Annotated in this window: 11 protein-coding genes; 5 read left to right on the top strand and 6 right to left on the bottom strand. The window is 37.7% G+C overall.

Annotation, left to right across the window (positions count from 1 at the left end; genetic code table 11):
• Window positions 1-14: 14 nt before the first annotated feature.
• The gene (locus tag H6G69_RS10525) at window positions 15-152 is read right to left on the bottom strand and encodes a photosystem I protein PsaX (protein WP_190685620.1); all 138 of its coding nucleotides are present in this window, start codon (window positions 150-152) and stop codon (window positions 15-17) included.
• Window positions 153-263: 111 nt separating this feature from the next.
• A complete protein-coding gene (gene lipA / locus H6G69_RS10520) occupies window positions 264-1,187 on the bottom strand; it encodes a lipoyl synthase (RefSeq protein ID WP_190685617.1) in 924 nt (307 codons plus the stop codon).
• A 409-nt stretch (window positions 1,188-1,596) separates the two neighbouring features.
• Here lipA and H6G69_RS10515 point away from each other — a divergent pair, with 409 nt between their 5' ends.
• From H6G69_RS10515 to H6G69_RS10500, 4 genes are all read left to right on the top strand, one after another.
• The gene (locus H6G69_RS10515) at window positions 1,597-2,241 is read left to right on the top strand and encodes a response regulator (RefSeq protein ID WP_190685614.1); all 645 of its coding nucleotides are present in this window, start codon (window positions 1,597-1,599) and stop codon (window positions 2,239-2,241) included.
• 978 nt (window positions 2,242-3,219) lie between these two features.
• A complete protein-coding gene (locus H6G69_RS10510) occupies window positions 3,220-5,970 on the top strand; it encodes an ATP-binding protein (protein ID WP_190685612.1) in 2,751 nt (916 codons plus the stop codon).
• 28 nt (window positions 5,971-5,998) lie between these two features.
• Window positions 5,999-7,231, top strand: coding sequence for a response regulator (locus H6G69_RS10505; protein WP_190685609.1), 1,233 nt, complete (start codon window positions 5,999-6,001; stop codon window positions 7,229-7,231).
• Between the two features lie 272 nt (window positions 7,232-7,503).
• The gene (locus tag H6G69_RS10500; RefSeq protein ID WP_190685606.1) at window positions 7,504-8,802 is read left to right on the top strand and encodes a response regulator; all 1,299 of its coding nucleotides are present in this window, start codon (window positions 7,504-7,506) and stop codon (window positions 8,800-8,802) included.
• Window positions 8,803-8,872: 70 nt separating this feature from the next.
• Here the strand turns inward: H6G69_RS10500 and H6G69_RS10495 are convergent, their stop codons facing one another.
• The 3 genes from H6G69_RS10495 to H6G69_RS10485 all read right to left on the bottom strand — a co-directional run bounded on the left by H6G69_RS10495 (window position 8,873) and on the right by H6G69_RS10485 (window position 13,358).
• Window positions 8,873-10,426: an NAD(P)H-quinone oxidoreductase subunit N gene (locus H6G69_RS10495; RefSeq protein WP_190685605.1), complete on the bottom strand. Its 1,554-nt coding sequence runs from the start codon at window positions 10,424-10,426 to the stop codon at window positions 8,873-8,875.
• Between the two features lie 330 nt (window positions 10,427-10,756).
• Window positions 10,757-11,809 carry a DUF952 domain-containing protein gene (locus H6G69_RS34645; RefSeq protein ID WP_190685602.1) on the bottom strand — a complete coding sequence of 351 codons (1,053 nt, stop codon included), beginning with the start codon at window positions 11,807-11,809 and terminating at the stop codon, window positions 10,757-10,759.
• 28 nt (window positions 11,810-11,837) lie between these two features.
• On the bottom strand, window positions 11,838-13,358 hold the full coding sequence (locus H6G69_RS10485) for a thioredoxin-like domain-containing protein (RefSeq protein WP_190685600.1): 1,521 nt from the start codon (window positions 13,356-13,358) through the stop codon (window positions 11,838-11,840).
• 111 nt (window positions 13,359-13,469) lie between these two features.
• Between H6G69_RS10485 and glsA the strand changes: the two genes are divergently transcribed.
• Window positions 13,470-14,369, top strand: coding sequence for a glutaminase A (gene glsA, locus H6G69_RS10480; RefSeq protein WP_190685597.1), 900 nt, complete (start codon window positions 13,470-13,472; stop codon window positions 14,367-14,369).
• Between the two features lie 66 nt (window positions 14,370-14,435).
• On the opposite strand, the gene H6G69_RS10475 is transcribed toward glsA, so the two are convergent.
• Window positions 14,436-15,926: a hypothetical protein gene (locus H6G69_RS10475; RefSeq protein ID WP_190685595.1), complete on the bottom strand. Its 1,491-nt coding sequence runs from the start codon at window positions 15,924-15,926 to the stop codon at window positions 14,436-14,438.
• Window positions 15,927-16,188 lie beyond the last annotated feature (262 nt).

Raw genomic sequence — 16,188 nt, 5'->3', positions numbered from 1 at the left:
CCATTCCACTTCAACTATTCAATGATGTGGAAATAGTAAGCGGCTACCAAAAAGTTGATAGCTAACAGAAACAAAGCCCAACCTGTACGAAATGGATAGGGGGGTTTTGCTCCACTATCTGCAACTGCGGAACTCTTGCTTTGATTAGCCATAGAGGGGTCTCCTAAATGTCATGACTTTTTCAGAAATACCAAATAGCTGCACCAATTACCCACATTCGTTAAAAATATTTGTCTAGCGAGGGATAAGTGCTGAGTTCTGAGTTAAGATTCAGCCTTCACACCTGCTTCTTCTCCTGCATGATAAGAACTGCGAACCAGTGGCCCAGAACGGACATGACTAAATCCCATTTCCCATGCTAGGCTGCCAAGCTCCTCAAATTCGGCTGGAGTCCAGTATTTTTGTACTGGTAGATGCTCTAAGGAAGGACGCATATACTGACCAATAGTTAAGCGATCGCATCCTACAGACCTTAAATCGGCCATTGTTTGGAGAACTTCTGCTACTGTTTCTCCATGTCCCAACATTAAACCAGATTTAGTAGGAATAGTCGGATCAATTTCTTTAACTATAGCCAAGACTCGCAGCGAGCGATCGTATTTCGCTCCACGACGTACTACCCCTGTTAACCTTTGCACTGTTTCAATATTGTGATTAAAACAAGCTGGCTGGGCATTAACAATTAACTCAATTCGTTGGCGTTGTCCTGCTTCACCTGCACCAGTACCCCCCCAAAAATCTGGAGTCAAAACTTCAATTTGAGTTTGTGGGTTTAATTGCCTGATAGCTGCCATTGTTTTGACAAAATGACCTGCACCTTGGTCGGGTAAGTCATCTCGCGCCACAGAAGTTAAAACTACATAACGCAATTCTAAAAGCTGTACAGCCTCTGCCACCTTTTGCGGTTCTTCTAAATCCAAAGGCATCGGTGCATGACCTTTATCAACTTGACAAAAAGCGCAAGCACGGGTGCAAGTTGGCCCCATCAGTAAAAAAGTTGCTGTTTTTTGGGAATAACACTCTCCCCGGTTAGGACAACGCCCTTCTTCGCAAATAGTGTGAATTTGTCGTTGTTTAATGATGTGCTGTACCGTAGAAATTTCGCTGGCTTTGCCAATTGGACGGCGTAACCAGCTAGGCATAGCCATAATTTCTGACTTGAGTTGGGCTGGTGGTAGCGAAGTCATAAGTATCTCAGGTAAATCCAAAAACAGTATGAAGTAGGTTTTGCTACATCAAGCAAGATTTGAGCCTTAATTATCACCATGACACAAATTGCCAGCCTACGGAGACAAGTTTTACGTAACACAGCCCATCAGTCTATTTATACCGAAATATACTATCCCCCAATTCACAATAAATTTGGATATAGTGGGATGACTCTCAAGGTCAAACCATTCTGGATGATAGATTAGCGATTTTAGATTGAAGAGCATACAGTGAAGTACGAGCCTAGGCACGTCTTTGAGACTTGTTCCGTTCTTCTGGAGCGGTTGTAAAAATAATCCAAAATCCAAAATCCAAAATCTAAAATTGGTATGGTCAAGCGGCATCAGCCGCGATTCAAACTTAAAGTTTCTGTTAGAGTAATCAGTCGTGGCCAGCAACAAAATTTTAGTTATCGATGACACTACCGTTGTCAGGGTAAAAGTACGGGACATGTTACCTCCGGGTAATTTCGATGTTTTAGAAGCTAAAGACGGGGTAGAAGGTCTGAATTTTATCCGTCAAGAAAAGCTCAGTTTGATTATGTTGGATTTCCTGCTACCGAAAATGAGTGGCTGGGAAGTTTTTCAACAAATTCAAGCTCATCCTGAGTTAAGAAAAATCCCCTTGGTAATTATGTCTGGTCGCAAAGAAGAAGTGACCGAAAAAATTTCTGAACCTTTTGAATATTTTGAGTTTCTGGGCAAACCATTTGATAAAAAGCAATTAATTGACTCGATAAAGCTAGCAATGTCTAAAGCCAAGCTGCCACGTCCAGAGCCAGCTTTGGTAGGGGCTGTAGCCGCTAAAAATAGTAGTAGTACAAGTCCCACAGCAACAGCAACCGCAACTGAAGTAGTCAAAATCACTACAGAAAGTCATGCATTTGCCAAACCTACTGATACTGATACCACTTCTGCTGCTGCCGAGATTCAAGCTTTGAATGAGAAAATTGCTAAAATGCAAGCTGAAATAGAAGGCTTGAAAAAACAATTAACTCAAGTAGTAACTTTTATTAAGCAGAAAATTAAGTAGTTTTAATAGATACTTTTTTTCTGTAGTATTTAATAGTTCTGTTTCAGATATTACTCATGCAATATTGCTTCTAAATAGTAAATTGAAATAGTCAAAACGACCAGAATTTCATTTACTATCTCATACCATTTTGAATTTTAGATTAGGGATTATTAAATTGGCAATGGCTTTGTGTGTGCCTTCAGTTTAATTTGTCTATCTTCATCATCTTTCAATTGGTATAAGAAGATGTTTTAAAAGTATTCAGCGAATACTATCGCTATTGATTGGAACGAATTTTGTTGACCAAGTTAAACAAAAACGGTCTTTAATATTGATATTAAGACCGTTTTCGTTTGCTAGTTATTGACAAATAATCAAAAGTTTTATTATTTAAATATAGGTAAGAATTCAGCATCCAGGAGTCAGCAGTCAGAATTGAGAAGTATATAAATAGAATAAGTAAATTAATTTATCAAATATTCCTCTTCATGCTTTAACCCTCCTGAATCCTGAATTCTGGCTCCTGAAGACTTACAAATATAGAACTCATATCTGATTTGGAAAAAGTCAATATAACTTTATTCTTTCTTTTGTTTTTACTTTTGCCTATTATCTGTTACCTTTATAGGCAATTAATGTCAATAATTAAACCTGATTTTTATATGTATTAACTTGATAAGTGCAATATAAGCAGTTATTTAGAATGTATAAGCTTGATTTTTTTAGCCTATTTTATTGCCCCTAATAATTTTTGATTTCCTCTCAGCCCAGATTTAATATTTATTCAGTAAACTAAGTTAAATACCATTGTTAATTGAGCAAGTTTGAGAGCAGTATTGCTCAGAAACACACTAATTATAATTATAGCGATCGCTTGCTCTTTACACTTTTACCTATCTGGAGATAGTTGCAATTGGTGGTATTACAGCACAGAGAATGGGAAAACTAATGCCAGGTATGTAGATTAGCATTTTCAGCACTTTAGGGTTGGAGAATATGAAGCATCTTGGTATTTTACGTTCTTCAAAGTTGCCTTTGCGCCTAATTCTCATTGTTCCCTTTGTTATCCAAATCTTCGCCGCAGTCAGTTTAGTAGGATACTTATCTTTTAAAAATAGTCAAAAAGCAGTTAACGATCTCGCTGATCAATTGACTAGCAAAGTAAATGCACTGGTAGAACAGCACCTTGATACATACCTAGCAACACCTCATCAAGTTAATCGGATTAATTTAGATGCAACTAAACTGAAGATACTGAATTTGCAGGACTTTCAAGTCACTGGCAATTATTTTTGGAAACAAATGCAGGTATTTAACATTGGCTATATTAGCTTTGCCAATCCTCAGGGCGAATTTATTGGCGTTGAACGTTTAAATGATGGCAACCTGTTAATTAATGAAGTTTCTGAAAAAATTGGTTTGGGAAAACTCTATATTTATACTACAGATCATCAAGGAAATCGTAAACAACTAACAGGTATTAAAGACTACGACCCCCGTGACGAAGCTTGGTATTCAGATGCGGTCAAAGTTGGTAAACCTGTCTGGAGCGAAATTTATCAATGGGAAGATAAGCCAGAGATATTTTCTATTTCTTCTAGTTACCCAGTCTATAACAATAATAATAGTTTAGCTGGAGTGCTTAGTGTTGATTTATTATTAACACAAATCAGCAATTTTCTTAAAGATATCAAATTTGGTAAAAATGGAAAAATTTTTGTTTTAGAAAAGTCAGGATTAATTGTAGCTTCTTCAACTAACGAGCCACCCTACGATGTTATTTATGGCAAAGCTCAGAGAATCTCTGCTTTAAATAGTAATAATCCTTTAATTAAAGATACAGCTAATTATTTACAAAAGAAGTTTGGTGGGTTTAAAAAAATTCAAATTAGTCAACGTTTTAAATTACAAATTAAAGGTGAACCCCAATTTATTAAAGTTACCCCTTGGCAAGACAATTTAGGTTTGGATTGGTTAGTTGTAGTAATTGTGCCAGAAAGTGATTTTACAGCACAAATTGACATTAATAATCGGACAACTATTTTGTTGTGTTTGGGAGCATTAATTATTGCGATATTTCTAGGCATATATACTTCCCGCTGGATTGTAATACCCATTTTACGTTTAGCTCAAGCTAGTAGTGCGATCGCCTCAGGTAATCTTGAACAAACTGTAGAACTTCCCGATGTTCAAGAACTCAGTATTCTGGCGCAATCATTTAACAAAATGGCAACTCAGCTAGCTGAATCTTTTACTTTTTTAGAAAACACAAATCAGGAATTAGAAATACGCGTTGAACAAAGAACAGCAGAATTAAAAACAGCTAAAGAATTAGCCGATACTGCTAACCAAGCCAAAAGTGAATTCCTGGCTAACATGAGTCACGAGTTACGCACTCCTTTGAATGGAATTTTAGGTTACGCACAAATTCTCCAACGCAGTTTTAAAGGTACACCAGAAGAACAAAATGGTATCAAAATTATCTATCAGTGTGGCTCACATTTATTGATGTTAATTAATGATATTTTAGATATCGCTAAGATTGAATCTCAAAAATTAGAACTATATCCCAGTAACATTAATCTTCAAGATTTAATCTTAAGTGTTTATGATATATGCAAAATCAAAGCCGAACAAAAAGATATAGCTTTAAACTACAAAATAAATCACAATATTCCCTCTAATATTTATGCTGATGAAAAACGTCTACGCCAAGTATTACTTAATATTTTAGGAAATGCGATTAAATTTACAGACTATGGCGAAGTCAAATTGATAGTGAGTGTGATCAGTAATTTAGATGCAGAATTAGTCAATCACAAAATTAGATTTCAAATTGAAGATACAGGCGTTGGTATGTCGCCAGATCAATTACAGAAAATTTTTCTACCTTTTGAACAAGTAGGAGACAGTTCTCGTAAAGCTGAAGGTACTGGTTTAGGACTAGCCATCAGCAGACAAATTATAGAAATGATGGGTAGTGAAATTAAAGTTGAAAGTATCTATGGTCAAGGTAGTAAATTTTGGTTCGACTTAGATGTCCCAAAAGTTACAAATTGTATATCACCTATCCTTAACCATCTTGACAAAGATCACAATCACATCATTAGATACAAAGGAAATCAAAAAACAATTTTGGTAGTAGATGATATTTGGGATAATCGGGCGGTGATTGTTAATTTGCTAGAACCAGTTGGATTTTATGTAATAGAAGCAAGTAATGGACAAGAAGGTATATCTCAAGCACAAGTCTACAAGCCTGACTTAATTATTACTGACTTAGAGATGCCGGAAATGAGCGGCTCTCAAATGACACAATTTTTACGCCAATTTCCAGAATTTACAGAGACGGTTATTATTGCTTCTTCTGCTAGTGTCTTTAATTTAGACCGTCAGCAAAGTTTAAATGCTGGTTGTAATGATTTTTTGCCGAAACCAGTACAAGTAGATGAATTATTTAATCAGTTACAAGTTTATTTAAAAATAGATTGGGTTTATGAAGATGTTGAAAAAGATTTAGAACCAAATAAATATCAAGTTAATGACATGATATTCCCGCCAGCAATGGAACTAGTTAACTTATATCAAGCAGCTAAATCTGGTTACGTTATTGGCATTCAAGAAGAAGCCCAGCGCATTCAAAATCTAGATATAAAATATACAATTTTTACGAATCAAATTTTAACTTTACTGGAGGAATTTGAAGATGAAGCAATTGTGGAAATGATCAAGCCGTTATTACCTTAAAAATGCAATTACTAGATAGATTTTTTAGATGAATAATATACCTAATAATTCAATATTAGTTGTTGATGATGTACCAATTAACATCAAAATTTTACTAGAAATATTAACGCAAGCAGGATATAGAGTATCTGTTGCCAAAAATGGCAAAAGTGCTTTAGAAAAGGTAGAAGAATCATTACCAAATTTAATTTTATTAGATGTAATGATGCCAGGGATGGATGGATTTGAAACTTGTCGGATTTTAAAATCCAATCCTAAAACTAAAGATATTCCAGTAATTTTTATGACGGCTTTGTCTGATGCAGTCAATAAGGTGAAAGGGTTACAGCTAGGAGCAGTAGACTATATTACTAAGCCGATTGAACATGAGGAAGTATTAGCAAGAATTAATGTTCATTTAGAACTGCGAAGAACACAGTTAAAACTAGCGCAGGAAGAAAAAATGTCATCTTTAGGGCAATTAGTTGCGGGAATTGCCCACGAAATTAATAATCCAGTGAATTTTATTGCAGGTAACTTAATCCATGCTCAAAGGTATATTAATGATTTAATGCACTTGTTACATCTTTACGAAATCTATACAAAAAATCCGATTCCCGAAATTGAAGCTTTTGCTAAAAAAATTGAATTAAGTTTCTTAAAAGAAGATTTACCACAACTTTTAGCTTCTATGAGAATGGGGAGCGATCGCGTTGAACAAATTGTGCGATCGCTGCGCTTATTTTCGCGTTTAGATGACAGTGATTGTCAGTTAGTTGATTTACATGAAGGCATTGATAGCACCTTAGTAATTTTGGGTAGCCGTTTAAAAGATACTGCCACACGACCGGCAATTAATATTATTAAAGAATACGGTGATTTACCTTTGATAGAGTGTTATTCCGGCAAAATCAACCAAGTTTTGATGAATCTTTTAGCTAATGCGATTGATGCTATTGATGAAGGAATTAAAAAAGCAGAAGGTTCCGAGAGTCCAGAAGAACCAACAATCTTGATTCAAACTTCGGTCACAAATGACGAACAATCTGTATTGATCAAGATTGCTGACAATGGGATTGGGATGTCTCCAGAAGTACAACAAAGAATGTGTGAGCAGTTTTTTACCACTAAACCTTTAGGTAAAGGTACTGGCTTGGGAATGGCGATCGCGCGTGAGATTGTTGTAGATAAGCATGGTGGTACTCTGGAGGTGGAAAGTTCACCAGGCGAAGGTGCTAAGTTTGCAATTTCTCTTCCCATTCGTCAAGAATACGATCATTAAACTACATCAGGGATTTTACTTACTCAGCTTGTCAACAGCGACTATAAATGTAACACCTCTAAACATTTAGTATACTAACCAATCTGCTGGGATTAACTTTTCTCAAAATGGTAACAGCTGCTACGAGTTTGGGAAACATAACTAAAAGGCTATAGTAGGCAAAAAATGTATATTTATATATAATTTTTCAGTATATTTACTTAGTTTTGCCCAAATTTACCTGTAGTTGACTCATTAAGTCCTGTTTGCCAAACTCAAATCAACACATACAAATGCTAAGTTTCCCAGACAACAGATTAATTTTAATCGTAGATGATTCTGCTACTAATTTAGAAATTATCTCTGATGCTTTAACGAATGCGGGATTTTATGTTATTACAGCTAGAAATGGCGAAAAGGCATTAGAACAAATTCAAGATAAACAGCCAGATTTAATTTTATTAGATGTAATGATGCCTGTAATTGATGGATTTGAAACTTGTATTAAAATCAAGAAAAATCCGGAAACACAAGATATTCCTATTATTTTTATGACAGGAATATCCGATACAGAAACGAAAGTCAAAGGATTAAGTCTCGGCGCAGTAGACTATATTACTAAACCATGTCAAAAAGAAGAAGTCTTAGCCAGAATTAAGACCCATCTGCAATTACGTTATTTAACAAAAACTCTAGAAAAACTAGTTGCAGAAAGAACAGGAGAACTTTCTCAAGCACTCAAAGATTTACAAGCATATCAACTCCAGCTAGTCCAAAAAGAAAAAATGTCAGCTTTAGGTCAGTTAGTAGCTGGTATCGCTCACGAAATTAATAATCCGGTTAGCTGCATTCACGGAAATCTTGGTCATACGGCTAATTATTTTCAAAGCCTATTTAGAATTATTGACCTTTATCAGCAAAATTATCCCCAGCCAGTGCCAACTATTCAAGAAGAAATGGCAGAAATTGATTTAGAGTATATTCGCTCTGATTTACCATATTTAATTACTTCGATGAAAGAAGGCGTACAACGCATTCGCAACATTAGCACTAGCCTGCGAAATTTTTCGCGTGCTGATAGCGATCATAAAGTTTTTTGTAACATTCATAATGGGATTGATAGTACCATTATGATTCTTAAACACCGCTTAAAGGCTTCTAAAGTTCGCCCAGAAATTCAAGTTATGAGAAATTATGGGAACTTACCTTCAATAACTTGCTTTAGTGGTCAATTAAATCAAGTATTTATGAATATCTTGGCTAATGCTATTGATGCTTTAGAAGAATCTAATATAGGGCGTAGTTATAGCGAAATTGAAAAAAAACCTAACAAAATTTCCATTGAGACTGCTTTGAGCAAGGATGAAAATTATGCTGTTATTCGCATTAAAGATAATGGCATAGGAATGTCAGCAGATATTCAAAACAAAATATTTGAGCATTTATTTACTACTAAGCCTGTTGGCAGAGGTACAGGTTTAGGATTATCAATTGCTCGCCAAATTATTGTAGACAAGCATGAAGGTCGTCTAGATGTATATTCTGTACCAGGAGAAGGTTCAGAGTTTGTGATTACTATTCCAGTTCAGTAAATAAAAAATGACTAATAGCCTTTCACAAACAGATGATTAGCTATTAGCCATTAATGTAATTACAGGCAAACTAAAGCTTTTCAGGTTGCTCTAGAGTAACTGAACTTACGCGTGCAGTTGTCGCTTGTAGAATTGCGGTATGAGAGATAGAGTTGTTGGCTAAGGTGAACAGTGGATTAGATAAGATGCCAGCTAAGGAAGTAGCAATTAAAGTTATCACTAGTCCAACTTGTAAAGGTCTTAAACCAGGTAAGTTCCAGCTTACTGGAGGATAGTTTTTAACTGCATCAGACATTTCTTGGGGTTCTTTGACTACCATCATCTTGACTACACGAATGTAGTAATAGATAGAAACAACGCTAGTCACCAAACCTAGCAAGACTAATCCGTAGAGACCAGCTTGCCAACCCGCCCAGAACAAGTAAATTTTGCCGAAAAATCCAGCTAGGGGTGGAATACCACCTAAAGACAGCAGAGAAATGCTTAACCCTAATGTCAGCAAGGTATCTTTTTGATACAAACCTGAGTATTCTGCAATCTGGTCGGTTCCTGTCCGTAGCGAGAAGAGGATGATACAGGTAAAACCGCACAGGTTCATAAACAGATAAACCAGCATATAGAAGATCATACTGGCGTATCCTGCCTCAGTACCAGCAATCATCCCAATCATGACAAAGCCAGCTTGAGCAATGGATGAGTAAGCTAGCATCCGTTTCATACTGGTTTGTGCTAGGGCGACCACGTTACCCAAAACCATACTGAGAATAGCAAGGGCTGTGAAGACAAACTTCCACTCGTCGGCGACAAGGGGAAAGGCTGTGGTCAATAAGCGAATGGCTAAAGCAAATCCGGCTGCTTTGGAACCAACAGACAAAAAGGCAATTACAGGAGTGGGCGCGCCTTCATAAACGTCTGGTGTCCATTGGTGGAAGGGTGCAGCAGAAATTTTAAAGCCAATACCTGCAATTACGAAAACAAGAGAAATCACCAAACCTAAGGATTGGCTGACGTTAGCTGCGGCAATACCATCTGCGATCGCACTTAATTCTGTTTGACCGCCTGATAGTCCATATAGCAGCGAAACACCGTATAAAAATACGGCGGTACTAGCAGCGCCAATCAGCAAATATTTCAACGCTGCTTCGTTAGAACGGGGGTCACGCTTGGTATAGCCTGTCAGCAGATAGGAGGAAATACTTAAGGTTTCTAGTGAGATGAAAATCATCACCAAATCACTAGCACCGGATAAGAACATTCCGCCTAGGGTAGCAGTCAGCAGAATAGCGATGAATTCTGCTAAAGCAGTACCACTCTGCTCGACGTAGCGAATTGACATCAATATGGTGACAACGGCAGATAAAGCAACGATACCGCGGAAGACGATACTGAGGTCATCACCAGTGAAGCTACCAGTAAAGGAAATGGGATTGATTTTATCCCATTGATAGACTAGGGCGACAACTGCGGCTAGTAAACCTGCGATCGCTAGATATCCAATCCAACGTGCGGATGTACGCCCCAAAATCAAATCAACAATCAAAACCCCTAAGAGGGTAACAATGACAATTCCCTCTGGCAGAATTGTTCCAGCATTTAACTGGGATGCAAGATTAGCAAAATCCATGAGAGATATATAGGTTTTGGCGATTAGACATTAAGGCTAACTTTGTTCATTTTATCTATTGTTCATCACCAAAGTTGCATTCACCTTTATGTCTTTGGCATAGACTGACTCTTGAGTAAAAGTAGCTTAAAAGAAGCGTAGCAGCTAACTACCACCCAAGAATCTATCCTAATCATCAAATTAAATTATAGTTTAAATTGGATTTTGTATCTTGTCAGTACAGATGCTATCCTCTATGTCTGATTAGAAGCTCAACTAAATCAATATCCGTATTGCTAAATATACTTGGTAGCAGTTATTTGAATAACTTAGCTAATATATTTTATTATTTTACACTAAATCTTTTAGTTGTGGCGGTAAATCAAAATAACCATTACTTCCTGGTGCAAAATCTATAACTTGCTCAACAGCATCTAAATTTAAAGCTCCATAAATGTGCGGAAATAATTCTCCTGCTTCCGCCGCTTCGTAGCGAATTTCAGCTTTAACTTTATTGCTATTAATTACAAGTATAACTAATTCTTTTTGATTTAAGAAAAATCTATGAGCTACTTTGATAATTTGTGATATTTCTGAAGAGTGAATAAACCCTTCATTAGCTAGCGAATCTGGAACATAGCTATGATTATGTTTAGCATTTTCCCACTGTGTTCGCTGTGTAATATGCAGAATGTATGGACTTTTCATTTGAGGAACTTTGGCGTTGTTTAAGATTTTTGAGAATTCGCTATCTTGCAAGTCAGGAATTACTGTAATAGCACCAGCTTTGATTAACTCTTGTGTAGCTTGTTGATTTTCTGCTATGCCAATGAAGGCTATATTTAGATTATTAGCAGTCTTGACATCCCAAATTCCATCACCTACAAACACAATTTTTTGAAAGTCTTCAACCTTGTAGGTATTTTGAGCTTTGATAATAGCAGTATTAACAATATCTTGTCGTGAAACTCCATCGTCTGAGGAAGCTACAGGAATACCTTTTATTTTTACGTCGGCATTTTGCAGTTTTAATACAGCAGAATCATACCATCCACCCGTGGCGATCGCTACACACCAGTCTGAATCAATTTGTAGTTCTGCTAATATTTTTGCCGCCCCAGGAATACTGCTAAATAAATACTCTTTTGTAGTAATTAGCTGCTGAAGTAGATTGACAAAAGACTTTTTTAATTTTTCAATTTCTGCTGGTGAAGGAATACGCTTTAATCTATCTTGAAAAATCTGCTGAGTAATTCCCGCGTCAGTAACATTTTCATATTCATCCCAATTAGTATTAATATCCCCAAAGCCAAATTCTAACGCCAAAGCACTAACGAAACATTGTTCATCAATTTTGTTGGTATTAGTGAGCGTACCATCAACATCAAAAATTACTAATTTCATAGTAGATTTATGGTTCAAATGCTTATGATCAAAAATTTTCAGCAGGAAGACAAATATCTGGCGCACACAACCCAGCAAACTTCAGCGTTGTGACTTCAAAGGTATTTAAATCTAAGCGGCGAATAGCATGGTTATTGGTATCACTAATATATAGATAATTACCCATAGCACTCAATCCTGAAGGCTCAAAAAAGCGGCTATTGTGTCCTTTGCCATCGTGCAAACCAGCTACACCGTCTCCCAAAATTGTTTGGCAATTACCACTATTAGGACTCACTAATTTAATTTTGTGGTTGTAAGTATCTGCTACCCACAGAAAATTCTGAGCATATTCAACCCCCATACAATGCTGTAGCCTTAAATCAGTACCTTGTCCATCCACATCACCAAAGCCAAATAATTGTTGACTACCGCAAACAGTTCTGACTTGGTAAGGTTCAACAATTCCCACAGCACGAATTGAACTAATTTCACTATCAGCAATATATAATTCTTGCCCATCCGTAGTCATACCGCTAGGTTGAGCAAAAGCAGCTTCAGTTAATGTGCCATCAACGCAACCTTCTGCACCAGTTCCTGCATAAGTTCTGACAATATTAGTTTCTAAATCCATTTGCCAAATTTGATGGGAACCAGCCATTGCAATGAATAAAATATTTCCCACTTTCACTAAATCCCACGGAGAATTGAGTGCTGTGGCTAAAGCATGACCTACATGAGGATAAATGTTGCGGCTTTGTTCACCAGTTCCAGCAATAGTTTCAACTACTTGATGTTTTAAATCTATTCTTCGCAAAGCATGATTTTCGGTATCAGCAACAATAAGACTTTGGCTTTCGACATCAAATGCCATTCCCTGGGGTGCAGAAAACTGGGCTTCGCTAAAACTGCCATCTTTTAAACCAGGCTTACCTGTACCAATTACATTCAGCACTTCGCCATTCAAGCTACTCATGACTAGGCGGTGATGTCCAGAGTCAGCTATGAATAAACCTGCTGGTGTGGCTAAAACTTTACCCGGAAAAGCTAAGGGTGAGATTATTGGTTGTTGCTGTTTTTCTAAGATATGGCTGATTTGTTGGAAGTTAATTGCGCCTTTTTGCTGGTGTTCCTCAATCACTTTGGCAATTAACTTATCTAAAACATCGCGCTTACCTTCACCAGAAATATTACCAATCACATAACCTTGTGGATTGATAATCATAAAAGTTGGCCAAGCGCGCACAGTGTACTCTTGCCAAATCCGAAACTCTTGGTCTACAACAACTGGGTGTTCGATATCATAGCGCAAGATAGCTTGGCGAATGTTTTCGGTTTCTTTTTCGTTGTCAAATTTTGCTGAGTGAACGCCGATAACCGTCAGACTGTCTTTATATTTATGTTCGAGATATTTCAAGTCAGGGAGGATGTGCAGACAATTAATGCAGCAGTATGTCCAAAAATCTAGGATGACAACTCTACCCCTAAGTTCTTTTAAGGATAATGGTTTGTCAGTGTTTAGCCAAGCATAATTTTGTGGTAATTCTGGCGCTCTGACTCGTGGTGTCATAAGGTATTCTTTCCTGTAAAGAAACAAGGGTGTAGGTGTACTGTTAAGAAAAGTTGGAAGTCTGCTGACTGCGATACCTTACTGAAAAATTATCTTGAGGCTGTATCAAGTTTGAGAAGTCTAGATATCACTACCACTGATTTAGCTGCTTGGGTAGAACAAGCTAAGATTCAGATTGTATATGGAAAAGTATGCGATCGCATCCCGCAATTAGCTGTAGCTAACCCTGCTTGGTTCGCCATTCACATCTTTTGTGTTTCCGGAAAAACTTACAGCTTAGGAGATACTGATTGCGTATTTCCATTGATGAGTGTAATCAAGCCTTTTTCATTTCTGTATTTGCTAGAAAAAATCGGTGTAGACACCGTTTTACAGTGGGTTGGAGTTGAACCTTCCGATGCAGCTTTCAATTCTTTAGATCAATTGATTGCCGATGATGGACATCCCCGCAACCCCATGATTAATAGTGGTGCAATTACTCTAGCGGATAAATTACCAGGAAAGACAGCAAGCGATCGCACTTATAATCTCTGTCAATGGTTAAATCAGTTAACAGGTTCTCAACTATATTTAGATGAAGTCATGCTAGCTTCAGTGCGCGCTTCACCTTCGAGTGTTAACCAAGCGATAGCCAATTATCTAGCCGAAAACAACCGTCTCGAAAATCCCGAAATAGCTCTTGACACATACGAGCAAATATGCTGTATATCTGGACGAGTTGAAGATTTAGCTCTATTAGGAAAATCATTAGCCACTGGCAATAATTTACACCATTACCAGATAGTGAATGCAGTCATGTTAGCCTGCGGACTCTACCAAGACTCTGCTAAATTCGCAATCAAAATTGGTCTACCGATGAAATCTGGCATAAGTGGCGGACTTTTAGCCATAGTACCAAAAGTTGGAGCGATCGCCTGCTACAGTCCCGCCTTAGATAGCATCGGAAATTCTGTAGCTGCGATCGCTTTTATCGAATCTCTAGCAACAAAATTAGAATTGAGTATCTTCTAAAAAAAACTCCGCGTACCTCCGCGCTTACCTCAGCGATACTCTGCGTTAAAAAAATATCTCCATCTCTCACTCCTCTAATGTTGGTTCTGATACAGGTGACTCAATAACCTCTGGTAGCCCAGGAACTAAACTCGGCAGAGACGTTGGACGCGGACGACGCTGAAAATACTTACCCAACCTAGATTTTAAAGACTCCGTTTCTTGTTTTCCCAGAACTTCTGTTTGTTGAGGTGTTGCTGTTACCTCCGACTGCGGTTGCGCTGTCGGCGTAACTTCCGGTTGAGGTTCTGGTGTTGGTGTTACCTCTGGCTGCGGTGATGGTGACTTAGTAGCTTGCTGTGTCGGCGTAACTGTCGGTTGAGGTTCTGGTGTTAGTGTGACCTCTGGCTGTGGTGATGGTGACTCAGTAGCTTGCTGTGTCGGCGTAACTGTCGGTTGAGGTTCTGGTGTTGGTGTGACCTCTGGCTGTGGTGATGGCGACTCAGTAGCTTGCTGTGTTGGCGTTACCTCTGGCTGTGGTGCAACTACCTCTGGAATTTCCGGTGTGGGAATTGGTTGTTCTTCTAGTGCTGGTGTCGGTTCTGGAAGTGGTGGCTTGGCTGTGTAATTTTGATCTACAATGCTGCGTACCTCATCAGTCTTAAGTTCACCTCTGATAATGCGGGATAAGGTATCTTTGCTCTTTGGTTGGTAGTTAACCAATCTCACTGTAGTATTAAAAGCATTTTTGAGAGCGTTACCTTGGTTATCCAAAAATTCTAGCTTTACCCAATTATTCCCAGGTTTAAAGCCTTTGAGGTAAACTGCTTGCCAGCGATCAAACACAAAGCTTTCACCATTAATTGTGCAGCGAATCCGCCAATCACTGAAGCGATCGTCAGAATTATCTTTAGCACCTAGCCGCAGAGGAGCATTAGTCAAGTAAAAGTCCAGTAAGATGGGTTCGGCTCCATAACTGCCTTGGGGATAGCTGTAAGTTAATAAAGGAAGGCTAGGATCAGGGTTATTATCATCCGTTTTGGTAAAAATATGAAACGTTGTTTGGGCATAAGCACCTTCATTTTTAAAGCTTTCATACCAAGGACGGGAAGCAAATACTCGTAAAGTGTGTGTACCCGGAGCTAAGTCTGGTAAAATCAATGGCTGATTTAGATCGTATACAGGTATATAAGGTTGATTATCCAGAATTACGTGGAGATGCGGCCCTAATTCAAACTGTGGGTCTTTAAATATGGGTAAATCTTTTACTTGCAAGCGAACGGTAACTGTAGTGTCTTGAAGAAATTCGTTGGGTTGAGGTGAAATGATTGTAACTTGTGGTCGATAAATTTCTAAAGTTTGGCGCAGTTCTTGAATTACGTCTGGTGGTGCAACTTCATTAAATTGTTGCGACATCTGTGGAGGTCTTTCTGTAGAGACGACAGATACATCTTGACTAGCAGCTCGATCACCACAACTGCTTAACCCTATAGCCAACACTAGTATGAATAACCACCTATAAATGCTAAAACTCCTGGATAGGAGTTGCTTTAAAGTATTCACATACCACAAATTCATGCTTTATACCTAGCTATAGTCTGTAAAAACTAAAAAGTATTTTGAAATAAAGTAGCCATCGGACACCATAGCCCAAAAGGTAATATTTTAGCTAATGAGTTTGCTTTTTTAGAAGTGCTAGTAAAGCGGTGATATTTTTTACAATTTTCGCAAACAGATGCTATTATCTAGCACTAAAATATTGCAGATTAAGAGCTTGAATACTGAGTTTGCAAGAATTATACCCACTAATCATAAATTTAACGAATTGTTATTCTTTGTA

This window comes from Nostoc sp. FACHB-110 (assembly GCF_014697425.1).
In the GTDB taxonomy this organism is placed as follows: domain Bacteria; phylum Cyanobacteriota; class Cyanobacteriia; order Cyanobacteriales; family Nostocaceae; genus Nostoc_B.
The sequence above is the reverse complement of the archived record's forward strand: the minus strand, read 5'-3'. Positions and strand labels throughout refer to the sequence as shown.

What these genes read in the sequence shown, in the direction of transcription:
- H6G69_RS10505 (WP_190685609.1), top strand. Translation starts at nt 5,999, where the DNA reads ATGAATAATATACCTAATAATTCAATATTAGTTGTTGATGATGTACCA.
- H6G69_RS10485 (WP_190685600.1), bottom strand. Translation starts at nt 13,358, where the DNA reads ATGACACCACGAGTCAGAGCGCCAGAATTACCACAAAATTATGCTTGG.
- H6G69_RS34645 (WP_190685602.1), bottom strand. Translation starts at nt 11,809, where the DNA reads ATGAAATTAGTAATTTTTGATGTTGATGGTACGCTCACTAATACCAAC.
- H6G69_RS10500 (WP_190685606.1), top strand. Translation starts at nt 7,504, where the DNA reads ATGCTAAGTTTCCCAGACAACAGATTAATTTTAATCGTAGATGATTCT.
- H6G69_RS10475 (WP_190685595.1), bottom strand. Translation starts at nt 15,926, where the DNA reads ATGAATTTGTGGTATGTGAATACTTTAAAGCAACTCCTATCCAGGAGT.
- H6G69_RS10495 (WP_190685605.1), bottom strand. Translation starts at nt 10,426, where the DNA reads ATGGATTTTGCTAATCTTGCATCCCAGTTAAATGCTGGAACAATTCTG.
- H6G69_RS10525 (WP_190685620.1), bottom strand. Translation starts at nt 152, where the DNA reads ATGGCTAATCAAAGCAAGAGTTCCGCAGTTGCAGATAGTGGAGCAAAA.
- lipA (WP_190685617.1), bottom strand. Translation starts at nt 1,187, where the DNA reads ATGACTTCGCTACCACCAGCCCAACTCAAGTCAGAAATTATGGCTATG.
- H6G69_RS10510 (WP_190685612.1), top strand. Translation starts at nt 3,220, where the DNA reads ATGAAGCATCTTGGTATTTTACGTTCTTCAAAGTTGCCTTTGCGCCTA.